Raw genomic sequence first — 15646 nt, 5'->3', positions numbered from 1 at the left:
CTGCATCAAAGCCATCGACCGACGGCTGATTGTCGGGCAGCATCATGGGGTTAGCGCCTTGCCCCGCAAGCCTGCCGGCGCCTCCGGCGGCCGCGCGGGCAAGGCCGCCACCCGCCCGCCCTGCCCCGCCAGCCGAGGAAGAGCCCGCCGATGTCGATCCATGCCGCGCTGACCCATCGCACCCGCTACAGCTACGATCGGCTGGTGACACTCGGCCCGCAGACGATCCGGCTGCGGCCCGCGCCGCACGCCCGCACGCCGATCCTCTCCTATAGCCTCACCGTCTCGCCCGAGCCGCATTTCATCAACTGGCAGCAGGATCCACAGGGCAATTTCCAGGCGCGCGTGGTCTTTCCCGAACGCGTCACGCATTTCGATGTCACGGTCGATCTCATCGCCGATATGGCGACCATCAACCCCTTCGATTTCTTCCTCGAACCCGAGGCGGAGTTGTTCCCCTTCACCTACGATCCCGGCTTGGAGGAGGAGCTTGCCCCCTTCCGCAAGCTCCATCCGCCGGGGCCGGAACTCGCCGCGCTGATCGCCGAGATCCCGCGCGCGCCGCGCAAGACGGTCGATCTCCTGGTCGCCATCAACCAGATGCTGGCCGAGCGCATCGCCTATATCGTCCGGCTCGAACCCGGCGTCTGGACGCCGGAGGAGACGCTCGCCCGCGCCACCGGCTCCTGCCGCGACTCGGCCTGGGTGCTGGTGAATCTGCTGCGCCACCTGGGCTTCGCCGCGCGCTTCGTCTCGGGCTATCTCATCCAGCTGGTCGCCGATCAGAAGCCGGTCACGGGCCCGGCGGGCCCCGCCGCGGATTTCACCGATCTGCACGCCTGGGCGGAGGTCTATCTCCCCGGTGCCGGCTGGATCGGGCTGGACGCGACCTCCGGCCTGCTCGCCGGCGACGGCCATATCCCGCTCGCCGCGACGCCGGAACCCGCTTCCGCGGCGCCGATCTCGGGCCTCGTCGATGAATGCGAGACGACCTTCGACGTCGCGATGACGGTGGCGCGGGTCTCGGAGACGCCGCGCACCACCAAGCCCTATGCGCCGGAGACCTGGTCCGAGATCCTGCGCGCCGGCGCGCGGGTCGATCGGGCGCTGCTCGCCGGGGATGTGCGGCTTTCCATGGGCGGGGAGCCCACTTTCGTCTCGGCCTCGGATTTCGATGCCCCGGAATGGACGACGGAGGCGCTCGGCCCCTCGAAGCGCCGGCTGGCCGGCCGGCTGCTCCGCCGCCTGGCGCCGCTCTGGGCGCCGGGGGCGGCCCTGCAATACGGGCTCGGCAAGCATTATCCGGGCGAGCAATTGCCCCGCTGGGCGCTGCTCTGCCACTGGCGGCGGGATGGCGAGCCGATCTGGCTCAACCCCGATCTCCTCGCCTCGGACGAGGATCGCGGCGCGGCAACCGCGACGGAGGCGGCGCTCTTCGCCGGCCGCCTCGCCGAGCGTCTCGGGGTCGATCCGGCCCTCGTCATTCCGGCATATGAGGACATCCACTATTTCCTGTGGCGGGAGAAGCGGCTGCCGGCCAATGTCGTCGTCGAAGATGCCAAGCTCCGCGATCCGCTGGAGCGCGCGCGCCTCGCCCGAGTGTTCGGCCAGGGGCTCGGCGCCTCGGTCGGCTCGGTCCTGCCGCTGCGGCGCGCCGTGGTGGGCGAGGGGCGGCGCTGGCAGAGCGGCCGCTGGTTCTTCCGCGAGGGGCCGCTGTTCCTGATCCCGGGGGATAGCCCGGTCGGCTTCCGCCTGCCGCTCGAAACCCTGCCCTGGGCGGAGCCGCAGCATATTCCCTATGAGAGCGAGCGCGATCCCTTCAGCCCGCGCCCCGCCCTGCCGCCGCACCCGCGCAACGAACGCCAGGCGCGGCTCTGGGGCTCGTCGGACCTCGGCGCCGGCATGGCCGGCCGGGGCTTCGCCGGCCAGGGCGGCGGCTACGGCCTGGCCGGCGGCATCATGCCGCAGGACCGGGATTGGGAAGCCTATCGCCCGCGCCCGGGCCAGGAGGAGCCGGGGCTGGTGCGCACCGCCCTGTCGGTCGAGGCGCGGGGCGGCATCGTCCACGTCTTCTTCCCGCCGCTCTACGAGGCCGAGGACTGGATCGACCTTGCCGCGGCGGTAGAGGCGACGGCCGAGGAGCTGGGCTGCAAGGTCTTTCTCGAAGGCTATCCGCCGCCCGCCGATGCCCGGCTCAACCAATTCTCGGTCACCCCCGATCCCGGGGTCATCGAGGTCAATATCCATCCGGCGACGAGCTGGGCCGAGCAGGTGGAGCGTACCGAGCAGCTCTATGCCATCGCCCGGGAAGAGGGCCTCGCCACCGAGAAGTTCATGCTCGACGGCCGCCATATCGGCACCGGCGGCGGCAATCACGTGGTGATGGGCGGGGTGGAGGTGGCGGACAGCCCCTTCCTGCGCCGGCCGGACCTGCTCAAGAGCCTGCTCGGCTTCTGGCAGAACCATCCGAGCCTCTCCTACCTCTTCAGCGGCCTCTTCATCGGCCCCTCCTCGCAGCATCCGCGCATCGACGAAGCGCGGATGGACAGCCTGAACGAGCTGGAAATCGCCTTCGCCCAGATCAGCCCCTTCCGCGAGACCGTGCCCTGGCTGACCGACCGGCTGCTGCGCAACATCCTCGCCGATATGACCGGCAATACCCATCGCACCGAATTCTCGATCGACAAGCTCTATGCCCCCGAGGGTGTCGGCGGGCGGCGCGGCCTCGTCGAATTCCGCGCATTCGAGATGCCGCCGCATGCCCAGATGTCGCTCGCCCAAGTGCATCTCATGCGCTCGGCCATCGCCGCCTTCTGGCAGAAACCCTATGAGCGGCCGCTCATCCGCTGGGGCGCCCGGCTGCACGACGATTTCATGCTGCGCCATTATGTCGAGCAGGATCTGCGGGATGCGCTCCGCGATCTCGGTGCCCTGGGCTTTCCCATTCCGGCCGAATGGTTCGCCCCGCATGTCGAATTCCGCTTCCCCGTGATCGGCGCCGTCTCCACCCATGGCGTCACGCTCGAAATCTCCCATGCGCTGGAGCCGTGGCATACGCTCGCCGAAGATCCGGCGGCGGGCGGCACCGTCCGCTATGTCGATAGCTCGGCCGAGCGCATCCAGGCCAAGGTCAGCGGCTGGGTGGCGGAGCGCTTCATCCTTGCCTGCAACGGCATCGCCGTGCCGCTGACGGAAGCCGACCGGCTGGGCGATGCCGTGGGCGCCGTGCGCTTCAAGGCCTGGAACCCGCCTTCCGCCCTGCACCCGACGATCCGCGCCCAATCGCCGCTCGTCTTCGATATCTATGACCGCTGGAGCGGCCGCTCCCTCGGCGGCCTCACCCATCACATCTCCCATCCCGGCGGCCTCGCCTACGAGCATTTCCCGGTGAATGCGAACGAGGCGGAGGCCCGGCGGCGCTCGCGCTTCAGCACCCATCGCCATAGCCCCGGGCCGATGCCCGAGCCGCGCGGCGCGGCGGGGGTGGAGCATCCGCGCAGCCTCGATTTGCGCCGCTTCGCTTGATGGGCGCATAAGCGCCGGCCGATCATGACGGAAGCACGATGATTCTGCCGGGTCTCAGAGACGGCTTGGACGAGATGGTGGATGGCGCGCGCAATGTGCGCCCCCATTGGCGCGGCGTGCTCGGCGGGCTTGCCATGCTGAGCGACAGCCTGGCCGCCCGCCAGCGCCGGCTCGATCAAGCCTTCGCCGACGAGGGGGTGCGCAGCATCCTGCCTGGCGCCCAAGGCGCGGGCGGAGCGGACGGCGCCGGGCTCTGGCATTGCGATCCGATCCCGCTGCCGATCGCCGCGCGGGAATTCGCCGCCCTCGAAGCCGGGCTCGCCCAGCGCGCCCGCCTGCTCTCCGCCCTGCTCGACGATCTCTACGGCCCGCAGGAGAGCCTCGCCCGCGGCCTGCTGCCGCCCGCACTCGTCTATGCCAATCCGGGCTTCCTCCATGCCTGCCATACGCGGCCCGGATTGCCGGGGCCGCGCCTCTCCTTCTATGCCGCCGATCTCGTGCGCGAGCCCGACGGGCACTGGCGGGTGCTGAGCGACCGCACGGCCGGGGCTGCCGGCGTCGGCATGGCGCGGGAAAACCGCCGCATCCTCTCCCGCGTGGTGCCGGAGATGTTCCGCTCGGTGCAGATCCGCGCGCTCCGCCCCTTCTTCGATCTCTGGCAGGATTCGCTCGCCGAATTCGCGCCCCCCGGGCGCGCCCTGCCGAATATCGCGCTCCTCACCCCGGGGCCGGGCAGCCCGCAATGGCTCGAACACATGCTGCTCAGCCAGGAACTCTCCTGCAATCTGGTGGAGGGCGGCGACCTCACCATCCGCGGCGGCGTTCTCTACCTCAAGATGCTGAACGGCCTGCGGCGGATCGACGTGCTGCTCCGCCGCCTCGACGGGCGCATGCTCGATCCGCTGGAACTCCATGCCGGCAGCCTGCTCGGCGTGCCGGGGCTGATGGATGCGATCCGCGGCGGCACCGTGCGCATCACCAACGATCCGGGCTCGGCGGTGGCGGAAGCGCCTGCCCTGCCACGCTTCCTCCCCGGCCTCGCCCGCCATCTGCTCGGCGAGGAGTTGCTGCTGCCGAGCATCGAGACGCTCTGGCTCGGCGAGGAGCGCGACCGGGCGCGGGTGATGAGCGACGTGAACGGCTGGCTGATCCAGCCGGCGACGGAGAGCACCGGCACCTGCTGGCAGGCGGCTGAGATGGAGCCCGCGGCACGGCACGATTTGCTCGGGCGGATCACGGCGCGGCCCGCCGAATTCGCCGCCGCCCGTATCAGCGCGCCCTCCCTCGCCCCTTGCGCCCGCGGCAGCGACCTCGTGCCCCAGGCGATCGTGCTCCGCATGTTCCTCGTCCATAGCGGTGGCGCCTGGCATGCCATGCCGGGTGGCCTCGCCCGGCATCTGGAGCCTGGGCAGTTCACCGGCCAATTGCCCAGCCGGGGCATCTCCAAGGATGTCTGGGTTCTGGCGGAAGGCAGCGAGCATATCGTCGGGCCGCCGGTGCAGGCCCAGGCGCCGCTGCCCATCCGCCGCGTCTATGGCGAATTGCCCAGCCGCACGGCGGACAATATGTTCTGGCTCGGCCGCTATATCGAGCGGCTGGAAACCGCCGCCCGCCTCACCCGCGCGCAGATCCTGCGGCTCGGCCGCGCCCAGCCGATGCCGCGCGAGCAGGCCGAGTTGCAACTGCTCGACGCCTGCCTCGCGGTGACGCATATGACCAGTATCGACCTCGCGGCCGCCGGCGCCCCGACCCCGGCCTCGATCGCCGCGATGCTGCGCGAAAGCGGGCCGATCGGCCGCCTGCTCGGCAAGGTCGGGCGGCTCACCGATCTCGTGCGCGACCGGCTGACCGGCGAGATGTATGCCGCCTTCACCCATATGCTGCGGAGCGCAGGCGAGGAAATCGCCGCCGGCGGCACCACGCTCGATGGCCAGGCGCAAGCGATGGCCAGCATCCAGCGCTTCGCCACCGTCGTCGCTGGCCTCGCCGCTGAGAATATGGTGCGCGGCGGCAGCTGGCTGTTCCTCGACATGGGCCGCCGCATCGAACGCGCGGCGCTGACGGCCGACAATCTCGCCGTCGTGCTCGACCAGCCGGAGCCGCGGCTCGAACTCGGCCTCCGCCTCGCCCTCGAACTCTGCGATTCCGCCATCACCTATCGTAGCCGCTATTTCACCACGCTGCAGGCGGCCCCGGTGCTCGATCTCGTCATCGCCGACGAGAGCAACCCCCGCGCCATCGCCTTCCAGATCGCGACGCTCGTGCGCCTGCTCGGCAGCATGGGCGAGGAGGCTGATGCCCGGCTGACCGGCCAGGCCGAGGCGCTGGGGCGGCAGGCGCAGCAGATCGTCGCCGATATCGTCGGCCGGCGGGAGCTCGGGGCGGCCGCCGGGGTGGCCGAGCGGTTGCGGGCGCTGGCGGAGGCGATGCGCGGCCTTTCGGACCTTCTGTTCCGCCGCTACTTCGCGCTGCTGCCGATGCCCCGGGCGGTCGGGATCGAACAGGCGGAGGACTCGCCCTCCCTCAATGGCGCCGCCTGAGGAACCCGCGGCCCATGCGCTTCAAGCTTCGCCACATCACGAGCTACAGCTACGCCGAGCAGGTCGATCTCGCGAGCCATATGCTGCACCTGTCGCCGCGGCCGCTGCCCTGGCAGGAGGTGCGCGAGCTGCGCATCCTCTGCGAGCCGGCGCCCGCCCGAACCAGCCGCGCGCTCGACCATTTCGGCAACGAGGCGCAGTGGATCTTCATCGATCAGCCGCATGCGGCGCTGAAGGTGACGGCGGAATCGGAAGTCGCGGTCGCGTTCCCCAAGGCACCGGCCCCGCAGGAGACCCTGGCTTGGGAGACGGTCGTCGCCGAAGCGCAGGCCGGCGGGCCGCTCGCCTGGGAGGCGGCGCAATTCCTCTATCCCGGCCCGCTGGTGCCGAACGACCAGGGCGCCGGCCCCTATGCCGCGCAATCCTTCCCGCCCGGGCGGCCGATCCTCGCCGGGCTGATCGACCTCAACAGCCGGATCAAGCGGGATTTCGCCTTCCGCCCCTTCAGCACCACGATCACCACCTCGGTTGCCCGCGTCATGGCGCAGCGCGCCGGCGTCTGCCAGGATTTCGCCCATCTGATGATCGCGGGCTTGCGCGCCCTCGGCCTGCCGGCGCGCTATACCTCGGGCTATATCCGCACCGCGCCGCCGCCCGGCCAGGCGCGGCGGGTGGGGGCGGATGTCTCCCATGCCTGGGTCGGCGCCTGGCTCGGCCCGCGGCATGGCTGGGTCGATCTCGACCCGACCAACGATCTCGTGGTGCGGGATGAGCATGTCGTGCTCGGCTGGGGGCGGGAATTCAGCGATGTCTCGCCGCTGCGGGGCATCATCCTCGGTGGCGGCACGCACGGCCTCACGGTCTCTGTCGATCTCGAACCCCTCGCGGCCTGAGCCATGCGGCGGAGCCTGCCCCGCCTCCGGGCAAGATGCTGGCGCGCGGCGCGGGGCCGGGGCATGCTGGCGCATGGCTGAAGAACAGATCCCCCCGGTCGAAGTGCTCGATCCTGGCGCCGGGCCGGTGCTCTATCGCGTCGCCGTGCCGCCGGCCGAGATGCCGCCGGTGCCGGTGCATGCGCTGGAAGGCGCGCTGGATGCGGCGCGCAGTGCCGCCCGCCAGGGCGGGGAGACGCGGCCGCGCCGCTTCCGCTTCGCCGCGCCAGGCGGCGCGGTCGCCGATTTCACCATTTCGGACCGCGATGCGCGGTTCTGGGCCCAGGCGGTGGATCGCACGGCCGATCTCGGGACGCTCGGCGGCCTCTCCCTCTGCCTGCGGCTGCTCGCGCTTGTGGACCTGCTGGGCACGGCGCCTTGGGCCGCCCGCTACCTGCGCGCCAGCCCGGATGGGCCGCGCATGGACCGCGGGCTGTTGCGGGCGGCGGCGCGCACCAATCTGACCGAGGAAGCGCGCTTCAACGAAGCCTCCTTCCGCCGCAACCTGCCGCTCGCCCAGGCGGGCGGGACGCCTGCCCCCACGGCCTTCACCGGAGTTTCCTCATGACCCTTGCCGAATTCATCCGCCGCCCTGGCAGCGGTCAGGCCCGGGTAGCGCTGCTCGCGCTGCCGCTCATCCTGCTCGCCGGCTGCGCCGAGGCGCCGCAGCAGAGCAAGAGCGAGCAATCACAATATGATGCCTGCCACCGGATGGCGGATCGTATCGTCAAGCAGGCCAATGTCGCGTCCCTGAGCCAGGGCGATCCCTATAGCTCGCCCTTCGCCGCGACCTCGGTGCTGCCGACGACGACGGACAATCTCTCGATCGAGCATCAGCGCGAGCAGATCATGAACGACTGCATGCACCATTACGATTCCTATGCCCCGAACCAGGGCGTGGTGACGGCGACGCCGGGCAGCCCGGTGGTGAGCCAGCCGGTGCCGCCGCCGCCTGCCGATCTGGCCGGGCCGACGGGCAGCGATCTCACAAAGCCGCCGATCCTGCCGCCCGCGCAATAACGCGCAAGGCCCCGCCGCACCGGCCCGCTACTGCTGCGCCGGCGGCGTCAGCGGCGTCGGCTGCGCGCCCGAAGGCGTCGGAGCCGCGGTCGGGGTCGGCGCCGTCGTCGGAGCGGGGGCGAGCGGCTGGCTTTGAATAGCCGGGCTCGCCGGCATGGCGGTGGCGCCGGGGCTCGGCGTCGCCGCAGCGCCTGCGCCCGCCTGCGGCGCGGAAGCGAGCGGCATGGGCGGCGGCAGGCTGCCGGCAGCGGCAGGTGCGGCGGCGGTGCCGGGTGAGACGCCATGCGCCCGCTGCCACACCGGATCGCCGAGATTGACCTGCCCTGGGGTCGTATTGGTCGCCGTCAACGCGCCCGCCCCGGCGCCGACGGCCGCCCCGATCGCCACCCCGATCGGCCCGCCGACGAGGCCGATCAGCGCGCCGGTGCCCGCCCCCGTCGCCGCCCCGCCCGAGGTGCGGCCGGGCTGGCTACTGCCGCAGGCGGAGAGCAGCGCCGAAAGCGCGATCGTGAAAGCCGAGCGGATTGCGACGTTGCGTCTCATGGTCACCTTCGCACAGTTTCAGCCTTGTTAATCCCTGCAACGGGCGGCAAGGCTTGTCCAGAAACGCTGTTTCCTTGGCGGCATTAAGGCTAGCCTTTGCCAAAGGCGGCCCGCCGCTTCCCGCCTGATCTTCATGGGAGACCGAGATGGTGCAGATCGAGCTCAAGACTCCGCCGAAACCCGCCTGGATGGCGGAGTTCCAGGCCTTCATCATGCGCGGCAATGTGATCGACCTCGCCGTCGGCATCATCATCGGCGCGGCCTTCACCGGCATCGTCAACAGCCTGGTCAAAGACCTGCTGAACCCGATTCTCGGCCTCATCGTGGGCGGGATCGATTTCAGCAACCTGTTCATCACCCTCAAGGGCCCGCACGAGCCGACCCTCGCGGCTGCGCAAAAAGCCGGTGCGGTGACGATGAATATCGGCGTCTTCATCAACGCCGTGATCAATTTCGTGATCGTCGCCTTCGCGGTCTTCTGGCTGGTGCGGGTTATTTCCAAGCTCTACCGCAAGCCCGCTCCGGCACCGGCTGAGCCGGCGCCGCCGCCGCCCACCGAAGTGCTGCTGGCGGAAATCCGCGACATCCTGAAATCCGAGCAGTCCCGCCTGCCGATGCCGCCGAGCCCGGCGGAATAAGTCGAACGCGCAGAGGTGGGCGCGGCGCGCCCCAGCCTCTCCGTTACTGCGCGGTGCCGCCGAAGCCCACGAAGCCGGCCGAAGGCACCGCCGCCCCGCTGCCGCCGCCATAGCTCGCGGCATAGGCCGAGCCACCCGGCGCCGGGGCAGGCCCCCGCGCGGCCAGCGTCGTCGCCTGCGGACGGGTGGCGCCCTTCTTGGCGGCCGAGGGGTTGAGGAAGGAAACCGGCGTCGTCGTCGCCTTCAAATCCTTCTCGCTCATCCCGAGCGTATTGGCCGGCGGCTGCGCCATGGGGCCCTGCGGCTCGGAATAGTCCGAGCCATTGGCCTTCATCATGGTGACGAGCAGGAAGGTGATGGCGTTGCGGCCAAGCTGGATCGAGACATCCACCGGCGTCTGGCCGACCGCATCGCGCGCATTGAGATCGGCGCCGCGCGCCAGCGCATCCCGCGCGGCGGTGACATCGCCGCGGTTGATCGCATCGAAAAGCTCGGTCGTGGGGGAGAGGAGCGAGGCGTCGATCGGGCTCTGCTTGATCGGCGCCGTGGGGCTCGCACCAGGCAAGCCGGCGACCGAGGGCTGCGCCTTGGGCCCGTTATTGGCGCCCTGCACCACCGGGCCCATCGCGGTGGGCTGCGGCAATGCCGCCTGCGCCGCCGCCCGCTCGGCCGGAAGTGCCGCCGCGAAGCCCAAGCCCAGGACGAGGCCGGGGACCAGCCCCCTCAGAATCCGGCTGTTCATGCTCGTTTCACTCACTCCATTCCGGGGCGGATCGTCCCGGCGCGGCGCCGCGCCGCCCTCGGCTTGCGCGCGGTCTCTATCACCGCAGGGGAAGGTTCAGCCACCAAAAACCGAAATTTAAGTAGGCTGCATAGCAGAGCCAGAGATAGGGGGGGAGTAACAATGCGCCCGAGGCGCGGTTTCGCCGCCAGAAGGCGCGGAAGGTCGCCGCGGCCGCGAGGCCCAGCAGGGCGACGACAACGAGGGCGAGGCCCGGCGCATGCAGGCGGAAGAAGATGCTCGGCCACAGCGCGAGCAGCGCCACCTGCCAGGCCCAGAGGCGGAGCGCCGGGCGCGGGCTGAGCCGCCAGGGATCGACCTGCCGCCAGATAAGCCAGGCGGCCATCCCGTAGCTGCATCCGGCCAGAGCCCAGACGCCGGAAAAGGCGCGCGGCGAAACGAGCCCGGCGGGCGGCCGCAGCGACAGATACCAGTGGTGGAGATCGTGCGAGACGAGGCTCGTTGCCGCGAGCTGGACCAGCAGGGCCAGACCCACGAACCCGAGCAGCGCCAGGAACTGGGCGCCGCTGCTGTGATCACGGCCGGGATCCCGTAAATTCTGGAAGACACGCCCCCCTTGCGGCCAAGCTCCGGCAGATACCGGGCCTCAGGCTAGGCCGGGTTGCTCGCCATGGGAAGGCAGCGAAACGGGCAGGCAAGCTGCGAAAATCCGGGGGTCGCGCTTGGGCGGCCGGCCAAGCGGCGGGCAGCCCGCCGGGCCCGAGCTGGGGTCAGCGCAGGCTGCGGTCCGGCGCGCTCGTCTCGATTGCCGGGCCGCTGAAGGACGGGGCGGAGGCGAATTGCACGCTTTGCGAGAAGAGCGCGCGGCCATGGCGGCGTTCGGCGGCGGTGCGCAGATCGGCCGGCGGCGCATTGCCGAGATCCATCTGCGGCGCCGGGCCGGCCTCGGCCATCAGCAGATGCGGCGTGGTGCTGCGGTAGATGAAGCCGTAGGTGGGATAGACCGAACCATAGGTCGAGGTGTGGCCGAGGGCCACGCGCACCGCCGTCCAGTCATTGTTCGGGGAGACATCGACCACCGCGATATCGGAGGAAACGCCGCCCGGCACGAAGCCCGGCCCGCCCCAATTCGCCTGGGTGATGAGGATTTCCCGCCGATTGACCACTTCCTGGACGACCGCGACATGGCCGAGCCGCATACGGCCATTGGCCCGGAAATTCAGCACCGCCCCAGGCTCGGGCGTATGGCCGCGGCCGAAGCGGCCGGCCGCCTCGTTCCACCAATTGGCCGCATTGCCGGTGAGATCGATGCCGGAAACCTCGCGCGCATAGGGCACGCATTCGAGAAAGCCGTGGTGATAGACCCCGTCGCTCAGCCGCGCTTCCGCCGTGCGGGTGCGCCAGACCGTGCGGAGGTAGCTATGGCCATGCACGCGCACCCGATAGGTGACGCGCACCCGGCGGACCTCGACATGGCTATGAGCCGCCATCGCGACATGGCGGATGGCGGCGTGATGGGTCTCGACCGCGAGGTGGCGGACCGGCCGATGCTCTACGTGATGCGTGGCGGATGCGACATGGCGATAGACGGTGTGATGCGCGGCGGATGCGACATGTCGATAAATTGTGTGATGCGCGGCGGCGACATGCACGGCCGTGTGCCTGTGCGCGGCGGCGACATGGCTGCGATGTTCAACTTTATGAGAGGCTGCCTCAGCAGCGAGCGAGAAGAGAGACGAGCCCGCAACCAAAAATGATGCAAAAACACAGGCTTTTCTAACAATGTTCTGCATCGTACTCCGACCGGTCCAGCGTGCCAAACATCACAGCTTCATGAAGTGGGCGTAACCGAGCTTCGCCGCGGAGACAACCGTCCTTCGCCAGAAATGCATGTCAACCCCGCAATTTGTCCAATTCCGCGACAAAGCGTGAGGAGTTTTAGGACCATTTTCCTAATTCGCGCATTTAGTCGGACCATCGTCTCATCGCTGGCAGGAGGCCGCGTTCTGGAGTCCGGCGGCCGTTGGGATGCAGGCCAGCGGAAGGGGCCGAAGCCCGAGGGAGCGCGCGGATCGTTCCGCGGAGGAGGCCCCAGGCCCTGCTCTGCGCGCCGGCCGCGGCCCGGAACTCCCCGCACGGACGGGTACGGGAGAGGCGCGTCACCGCGCGGCCGGATGAGCGGCCGGCGCGGCGGTCAGCGCATGCGGCCTTACTTGCAGGCCGTGACCATGATTTCCACGAGGTGCTTCGGATCGGCCATATTGGCTTCCACGCAGGCGCGGGCGGGGGCGAGCCCCTCCGGCAGCCAGGCCTGCCACACTTCGTTCATCGCCGGGCGGTCGGAAATCCGCTTCAGCCAGATCTGCGCGGTGAGAAGGCGCGTCTTGTCGGTGCCGTGCTCTTCCAGCAGCGCATCGATCTGGGCGAGAATTTCCTCGGTCTGGCCGACGACATCCTTGTCCAGATCCTGCGCCGTGCAGCCCTGGAGATAGACGAAGCCGTGGTATTCCACCGCCGCCGAGAGGATCGGGCCGGGATTGGTGCGGATGATCTTGCTCATGGAAAAATCCTGGACTTGAGGGAGGCCTCCGGCCTGGATTGGCCGGCCGGGCCAGCTATAGAGCAGATCCGGGCACGATAGAATGAGCCTGGCCGAGCGGAGATGGGCAGGTCGCGCGGCGCGGCGCCGCCCACCGCTCAGGCGGGCTCGGCGGGGAAGATCGTCTCCGGCCGGACCAGCGCCTCCTGCGCGGCGATGAGCGCGATCTCCCGCTGGCCGAGTTCCGCGGTGCGCCGCAGCACGGCATGGATCGCGGAGCCTGCCGCGCTCAGGGCCTCGGCGACGGAGCCGGTGCGCAGGATATGGACGAGGAACAGCGCCGCCACCGCATCGCCCGCGCCGTTGACGGCGAGCGGCAGCAAGGGCGCGCGCAGGCGGAAGAAGCGCGCCCCGTCGGCGGCCAGCATGTCAAGGCAATCGGGCGGCGTCTCCTCCGTCCGCAGGCTCGTCACCAGCACGATGCGCGGCCCCGCCTGCTGCAAGGCGGCGACCGCGGCCTTGACCTCGCCGAGCGTGCCGCAAGGCAGGCCGGTGAGATGCTTCAGTTCGAACAGATTGGGGGTCAGGATATCCGCCGCCGGCACGATCCGCGCGCGGATGAGCTCGGCCACCCCCGGCCGGACATAGACGCCGCGATCCTCGTCCCCGATCACCGGATCGGCGCAGTAAAGCGCCCGCGGATTGGCGGCGCGGAGCCGCGCCCGTGCATCGAGCACGGCTTCGGCCACCAGCGGATCGCCGAGATAGCCGGAGAGCAGGGCGTCGCAGCCCGGCAGCACGCCGCGTTCCTCGATCCCGAGGACGAGTTCGCGGATCATATCGGGCGCGGTCGCCGCCCCCCGCCAGGCGCCATACCCGGTATGGTTGGAGAATTGCACGGTATTGACCGCCCAGACCTCGGCGCCGAGGCGCTGCATGGGAAAGACCGCGGCGGCATTGCCGACATGGCCATAGGCTACCCAGGATTGAATCGAGAGAATGTTCATGGCCGGGGGAGTTAGCACTGTCCAGGATGCCGCCGGCAAGCACCCTGCCTTCAGGCCTGCCCGCCGGGGCCGCCCATCCGGGCGATGCCGGCCCGGCCAGGCTGGGCCAGAGGAACCAGCGCCCCACGCAGCCCAGGGGTGACAATTCGTTCTGACTATGCAACTAACTGCGCTCTGCCCTTCAGCCCGAGGACCAAGCGATATGCCCTTCCGCAGCCCCCGCCGCCGGCCGGCGCCCCGCGCTTCGATATGTCTGGCGCTCCTGGCGCTGACCCCGCTCCTGGCCTTCGGCCCCACCCGGCCTGCCGCCGCGCAATCCGCCGCGGGGAGTGTCGCGCCCGCAACCGCGGTGCCAGCGGCAGCCGTGCCGGCGCCAGGGGCCGCAGCCGGGCATCACCCGGGTAGCAAGGCGCTCAACAACTATCTGGCCCAGCTTCACGGCAGCCTGCGGATCACGGCGGCAGAAGAGCCGCTTTGGGCCAGCTTCGCGCAGATCATGCGCGATAACGCCTATACGCTCGGCCAGGCCTATCGGGAGCGACGGGCCAAGCTCCGCTCCATGACGGCGATCGAGGATCTCAATTCCTATGTCGGCGTCGAGCAGACGCGGCTCGATGGGCTGAAGCGCACCTCTGCCGCCTTCGCGGCCCTCTATGCCCAGATGCCACCCGACCAGCAGAAGGTCGCGGATGCGCTGTTCCTCGAAGATCTGCCCGGCGGCCCGCACCGCAAGGCGCATCCCGGCGGCGCCCCGCACCACAAGAAGAAGCATGACGCTGCGGCCTCTTCCGGCCAATAGGCGGAAGGCGCGGCCTGAGGATCGCGCGCCTCAGCCGCCGGGGGGCGGGCGGGGCTCCGCCGCGCGCCGCTCCTGCTTCCCTCTCATGCGCGGCAGGCCCAGGCCGAGGTTGCAGACAAGCCCGCGCCGGTCTATAGGCCGCCGCTTCCGCGCTTCCGGTCGTATCGGCGGCGCCGACAGCAACGGAACCCGCAGCCATGAAGCCGAATATCCACCCCGACTACCATGAAGTGACCATCATCATGACCGATGGCACCGAATATAAGACCCGGTCCTGCTTCGGCAGCGCGGGCGACACCCTCCGCCTCGACATCGATCCGAAATCCCATCCCGCCTGGACCGGCCAGCAGCGCATCATCGACAGCGGCGGCCAGATCGCCAAGTTCAACAAGAAGTTCGCCGGCATCGGCATGCGCAAGGGCTGAACCGGCCGCCGCGCCACACAAAATCTTGACCGCTCTCCGGGGCCGCTTCTTGAAAGAGGAGCGGCCCTTTTCCATATCCGGGGTGCCGGGGTGCCCGATTGGGGCCCCGGGCGTGCATGGCGAGCCGGCCCCATCGGCGGCTCGATTGTTCAGACCTTGCTCTTCAGGAGGTTTTCATGATTCGCGATTTCACCCCGCTGTTCCGCACCGCTATCGGCTTCGACCGGCTCGCCCAGATGGTCGAGGGCTTGCAGGAAACATCCGCCACCGCCTTCCCGCCCTACAATATCGAGAAGACCGGGGAGGATACCTATCGCGTCACCATCGCGGTCGCGGGCTTCCGCCCCGAGGATCTGGACGTGACGGTGAAGGAGAACACCCTGCTCGTCTCCGGCCGTGTCCAGCAGGCCTCGTCGGACAAGGTGGCGACGCTCTATCGCGGCATCGCTGGCCGCTCCTTCGAACGCCGCTTCGCGCTCGCCGATCATATCGTGGTCGAGGATGCGACGCTCGATAACGGCCTGCTCCATATCGGCCTCAAGCGGATCGTGCCGGAAGCGCTCAAGCCGCGCCGGATCGCGATCGGCCTTTCGGGCGCCGAGGGCCAGAAGGTGATTACCGCCGAGGCGGAGCCGGAGATGGCCGAAGCCGCGGGCCGGCAGCAGCAGGCGGCCTGATCGCCGCCGGCGCCTGACGCAGCCGGGCTTCTGATGACCGCCCGTGTCCGGTGATGACGAGGGGGCCCGCGCTGGCCCCCTCGCCTTTTCCGCCGCCCCCCTGGTTGTGCCCCCAGGCTTCGGCCATATTTCCTTCCCAAGGCCGGGTGCCAATGCGGGCTGAGGGAGGATCAGAGGCTGGCACGTTTCGCGTTTCATGGTCTCCGTATCGCCAAGCCGGCCTTCTGGGCGCCGGCCTGCGCGCTCGGCCTGGCGCTCG

Annotated in this window: 15 protein-coding genes; 9 read left to right on the top strand and 6 right to left on the bottom strand. The window is 69.8% G+C overall.

The window, feature by feature from the left end; translation table 11 throughout:
- Positions 1-150 precede the first annotated feature (150 nt).
- From ACYQ7X_RS04145 to ACYQ7X_RS04125, 5 genes are all read left to right on the top strand, one after another.
- A complete protein-coding gene (locus ACYQ7X_RS04145) occupies positions 151-3525 on the top strand; it encodes a transglutaminase family protein (RefSeq protein WP_459695573.1) in 3375 nt (1124 codons plus the stop codon).
- Between the two features lie 38 nt (positions 3526-3563).
- Positions 3564-6065: a circularly permuted type 2 ATP-grasp protein gene (locus ACYQ7X_RS04140; RefSeq protein ID WP_459695572.1), complete on the top strand. Its 2502-nt coding sequence runs from the start codon at positions 3564-3566 to the stop codon at positions 6063-6065.
- Positions 6066-6079: 14 nt separating this feature from the next.
- Positions 6080-6958, top strand: coding sequence for a transglutaminase family protein (locus ACYQ7X_RS04135; protein ID WP_459695571.1), 879 nt, complete (start codon positions 6080-6082; stop codon positions 6956-6958).
- Between the two features lie 73 nt (positions 6959-7031).
- Positions 7032-7565: a hypothetical protein gene (locus tag ACYQ7X_RS04130; protein ID WP_459695570.1), complete on the top strand. Its 534-nt coding sequence runs from the start codon at positions 7032-7034 to the stop codon at positions 7563-7565.
- A complete protein-coding gene (locus ACYQ7X_RS04125) occupies positions 7562-8017 on the top strand; it encodes a hypothetical protein (RefSeq protein ID WP_459695569.1) in 456 nt (151 codons plus the stop codon). Before ACYQ7X_RS04130 ends, ACYQ7X_RS04125 begins: the two co-directional genes overlap by 4 nt.
- A 27-nt stretch (positions 8018-8044) precedes the next feature.
- Here ACYQ7X_RS04125 and ACYQ7X_RS04120 read toward each other — a convergent pair whose 3' ends face one another.
- On the bottom strand, positions 8045-8560 hold the full coding sequence (locus tag ACYQ7X_RS04120; protein ID WP_459695568.1) for a hypothetical protein: 516 nt from the start codon (positions 8558-8560) through the stop codon (positions 8045-8047).
- Positions 8561-8706: 146 nt separating this feature from the next.
- On the opposite strand from ACYQ7X_RS04120, the gene mscL reads away from it, so the two are divergent.
- Positions 8707-9198: a large conductance mechanosensitive channel protein MscL gene (gene mscL / locus ACYQ7X_RS04115; RefSeq protein ID WP_459695567.1), complete on the top strand. Its 492-nt coding sequence runs from the start codon at positions 8707-8709 to the stop codon at positions 9196-9198.
- Between the two features lie 43 nt (positions 9199-9241).
- On the opposite strand, the gene ACYQ7X_RS04110 is transcribed toward mscL, so the two are convergent.
- From ACYQ7X_RS04110 to pdxY, 5 genes are all read right to left on the bottom strand, one after another.
- The gene (locus tag ACYQ7X_RS04110; RefSeq protein WP_459695566.1) at positions 9242-9940 is read right to left on the bottom strand and encodes a hypothetical protein; all 699 of its coding nucleotides are present in this window, start codon (positions 9938-9940) and stop codon (positions 9242-9244) included.
- Between the two features lie 79 nt (positions 9941-10019).
- Positions 10020-10475 (bottom strand): TspO/MBR family protein, encoded by a 456-nt coding sequence (locus tag ACYQ7X_RS04105; RefSeq protein ID WP_459695565.1) that lies wholly within the window; start codon positions 10473-10475, stop codon positions 10020-10022.
- A 235-nt stretch (positions 10476-10710) separates the two neighbouring features.
- The gene (locus ACYQ7X_RS04100) at positions 10711-11592 is read right to left on the bottom strand and encodes a CHAP domain-containing protein (RefSeq protein WP_459695564.1); all 882 of its coding nucleotides are present in this window, start codon (positions 11590-11592) and stop codon (positions 10711-10713) included.
- A 557-nt stretch (positions 11593-12149) separates the two neighbouring features.
- On the bottom strand, positions 12150-12500 hold the full coding sequence (locus ACYQ7X_RS04095) for a RidA family protein (RefSeq protein ID WP_459695563.1): 351 nt from the start codon (positions 12498-12500) through the stop codon (positions 12150-12152).
- A 137-nt stretch (positions 12501-12637) separates the two neighbouring features.
- Positions 12638-13486 carry a pyridoxal kinase PdxY gene (pdxY, locus tag ACYQ7X_RS04090; protein ID WP_459695562.1) on the bottom strand — a complete coding sequence of 283 codons (849 nt, stop codon included), beginning with the start codon at positions 13484-13486 and terminating at the stop codon, positions 12638-12640.
- A gap of 202 nt (positions 13487-13688) precedes the next feature.
- Here pdxY and ACYQ7X_RS04085 point away from each other — a divergent pair, with 202 nt between their 5' ends.
- From ACYQ7X_RS04085 to ACYQ7X_RS04075, 3 genes are all read left to right on the top strand, one after another.
- Positions 13689-14285, top strand: a complete 597-nt coding sequence (locus tag ACYQ7X_RS04085; protein WP_459695561.1) for a Spy/CpxP family protein refolding chaperone — start codon at positions 13689-13691, stop codon at positions 14283-14285.
- Between the two features lie 197 nt (positions 14286-14482).
- Positions 14483-14710 (top strand): 50S ribosomal protein L31, encoded by a 228-nt coding sequence (gene rpmE / locus ACYQ7X_RS04080; RefSeq protein WP_459695560.1) that lies wholly within the window; start codon positions 14483-14485, stop codon positions 14708-14710.
- A gap of 176 nt (positions 14711-14886) precedes the next feature.
- Positions 14887-15387 (top strand): Hsp20 family protein, encoded by a 501-nt coding sequence (locus ACYQ7X_RS04075; RefSeq protein WP_459695559.1) that lies wholly within the window; start codon positions 14887-14889, stop codon positions 15385-15387.
- Positions 15388-15646 lie beyond the last annotated feature (259 nt).

The organism is Acidisoma sp. C75 (assembly GCF_054665095.1).
Note: the sequence above shows the minus strand (reverse complement) of the source record. Positions and strands in the feature narration are given on the sequence as shown.

Excerpts from the sequence above, each read along its gene's own strand:
- ACYQ7X_RS04145 (WP_459695573.1), top strand. The coding sequence starts at position 151 with ATGTCGATCCATGCCGCGCTGACCCATCGCACCCGCTACAGCTACGAT.
- ACYQ7X_RS04140 (WP_459695572.1), top strand. The coding sequence starts at position 3,564 with ATGATTCTGCCGGGTCTCAGAGACGGCTTGGACGAGATGGTGGATGGC.
- ACYQ7X_RS04135 (WP_459695571.1), top strand. The coding sequence starts at position 6,080 with ATGCGCTTCAAGCTTCGCCACATCACGAGCTACAGCTACGCCGAGCAG.
- ACYQ7X_RS04130 (WP_459695570.1), top strand. The coding sequence starts at position 7,032 with ATGGCTGAAGAACAGATCCCCCCGGTCGAAGTGCTCGATCCTGGCGCC.
- ACYQ7X_RS04125 (WP_459695569.1), top strand. The coding sequence starts at position 7,562 with ATGACCCTTGCCGAATTCATCCGCCGCCCTGGCAGCGGTCAGGCCCGG.
- ACYQ7X_RS04120 (WP_459695568.1), bottom strand. The coding sequence starts at position 8,560 with ATGAGACGCAACGTCGCAATCCGCTCGGCTTTCACGATCGCGCTTTCG.
- mscL (WP_459695567.1), top strand. The coding sequence starts at position 8,707 with ATGGTGCAGATCGAGCTCAAGACTCCGCCGAAACCCGCCTGGATGGCG.
- ACYQ7X_RS04110 (WP_459695566.1), bottom strand. The coding sequence starts at position 9,940 with ATGAACAGCCGGATTCTGAGGGGGCTGGTCCCCGGCCTCGTCCTGGGC.
- ACYQ7X_RS04095 (WP_459695563.1), bottom strand. The coding sequence starts at position 12,500 with ATGAGCAAGATCATCCGCACCAATCCCGGCCCGATCCTCTCGGCGGCG.
- pdxY (WP_459695562.1), bottom strand. The coding sequence starts at position 13,486 with ATGAACATTCTCTCGATTCAATCCTGGGTAGCCTATGGCCATGTCGGC.
- ACYQ7X_RS04085 (WP_459695561.1), top strand. The coding sequence starts at position 13,689 with ATGCCCTTCCGCAGCCCCCGCCGCCGGCCGGCGCCCCGCGCTTCGATA.
- rpmE (WP_459695560.1), top strand. The coding sequence starts at position 14,483 with ATGAAGCCGAATATCCACCCCGACTACCATGAAGTGACCATCATCATG.
- ACYQ7X_RS04075 (WP_459695559.1), top strand. The coding sequence starts at position 14,887 with ATGATTCGCGATTTCACCCCGCTGTTCCGCACCGCTATCGGCTTCGAC.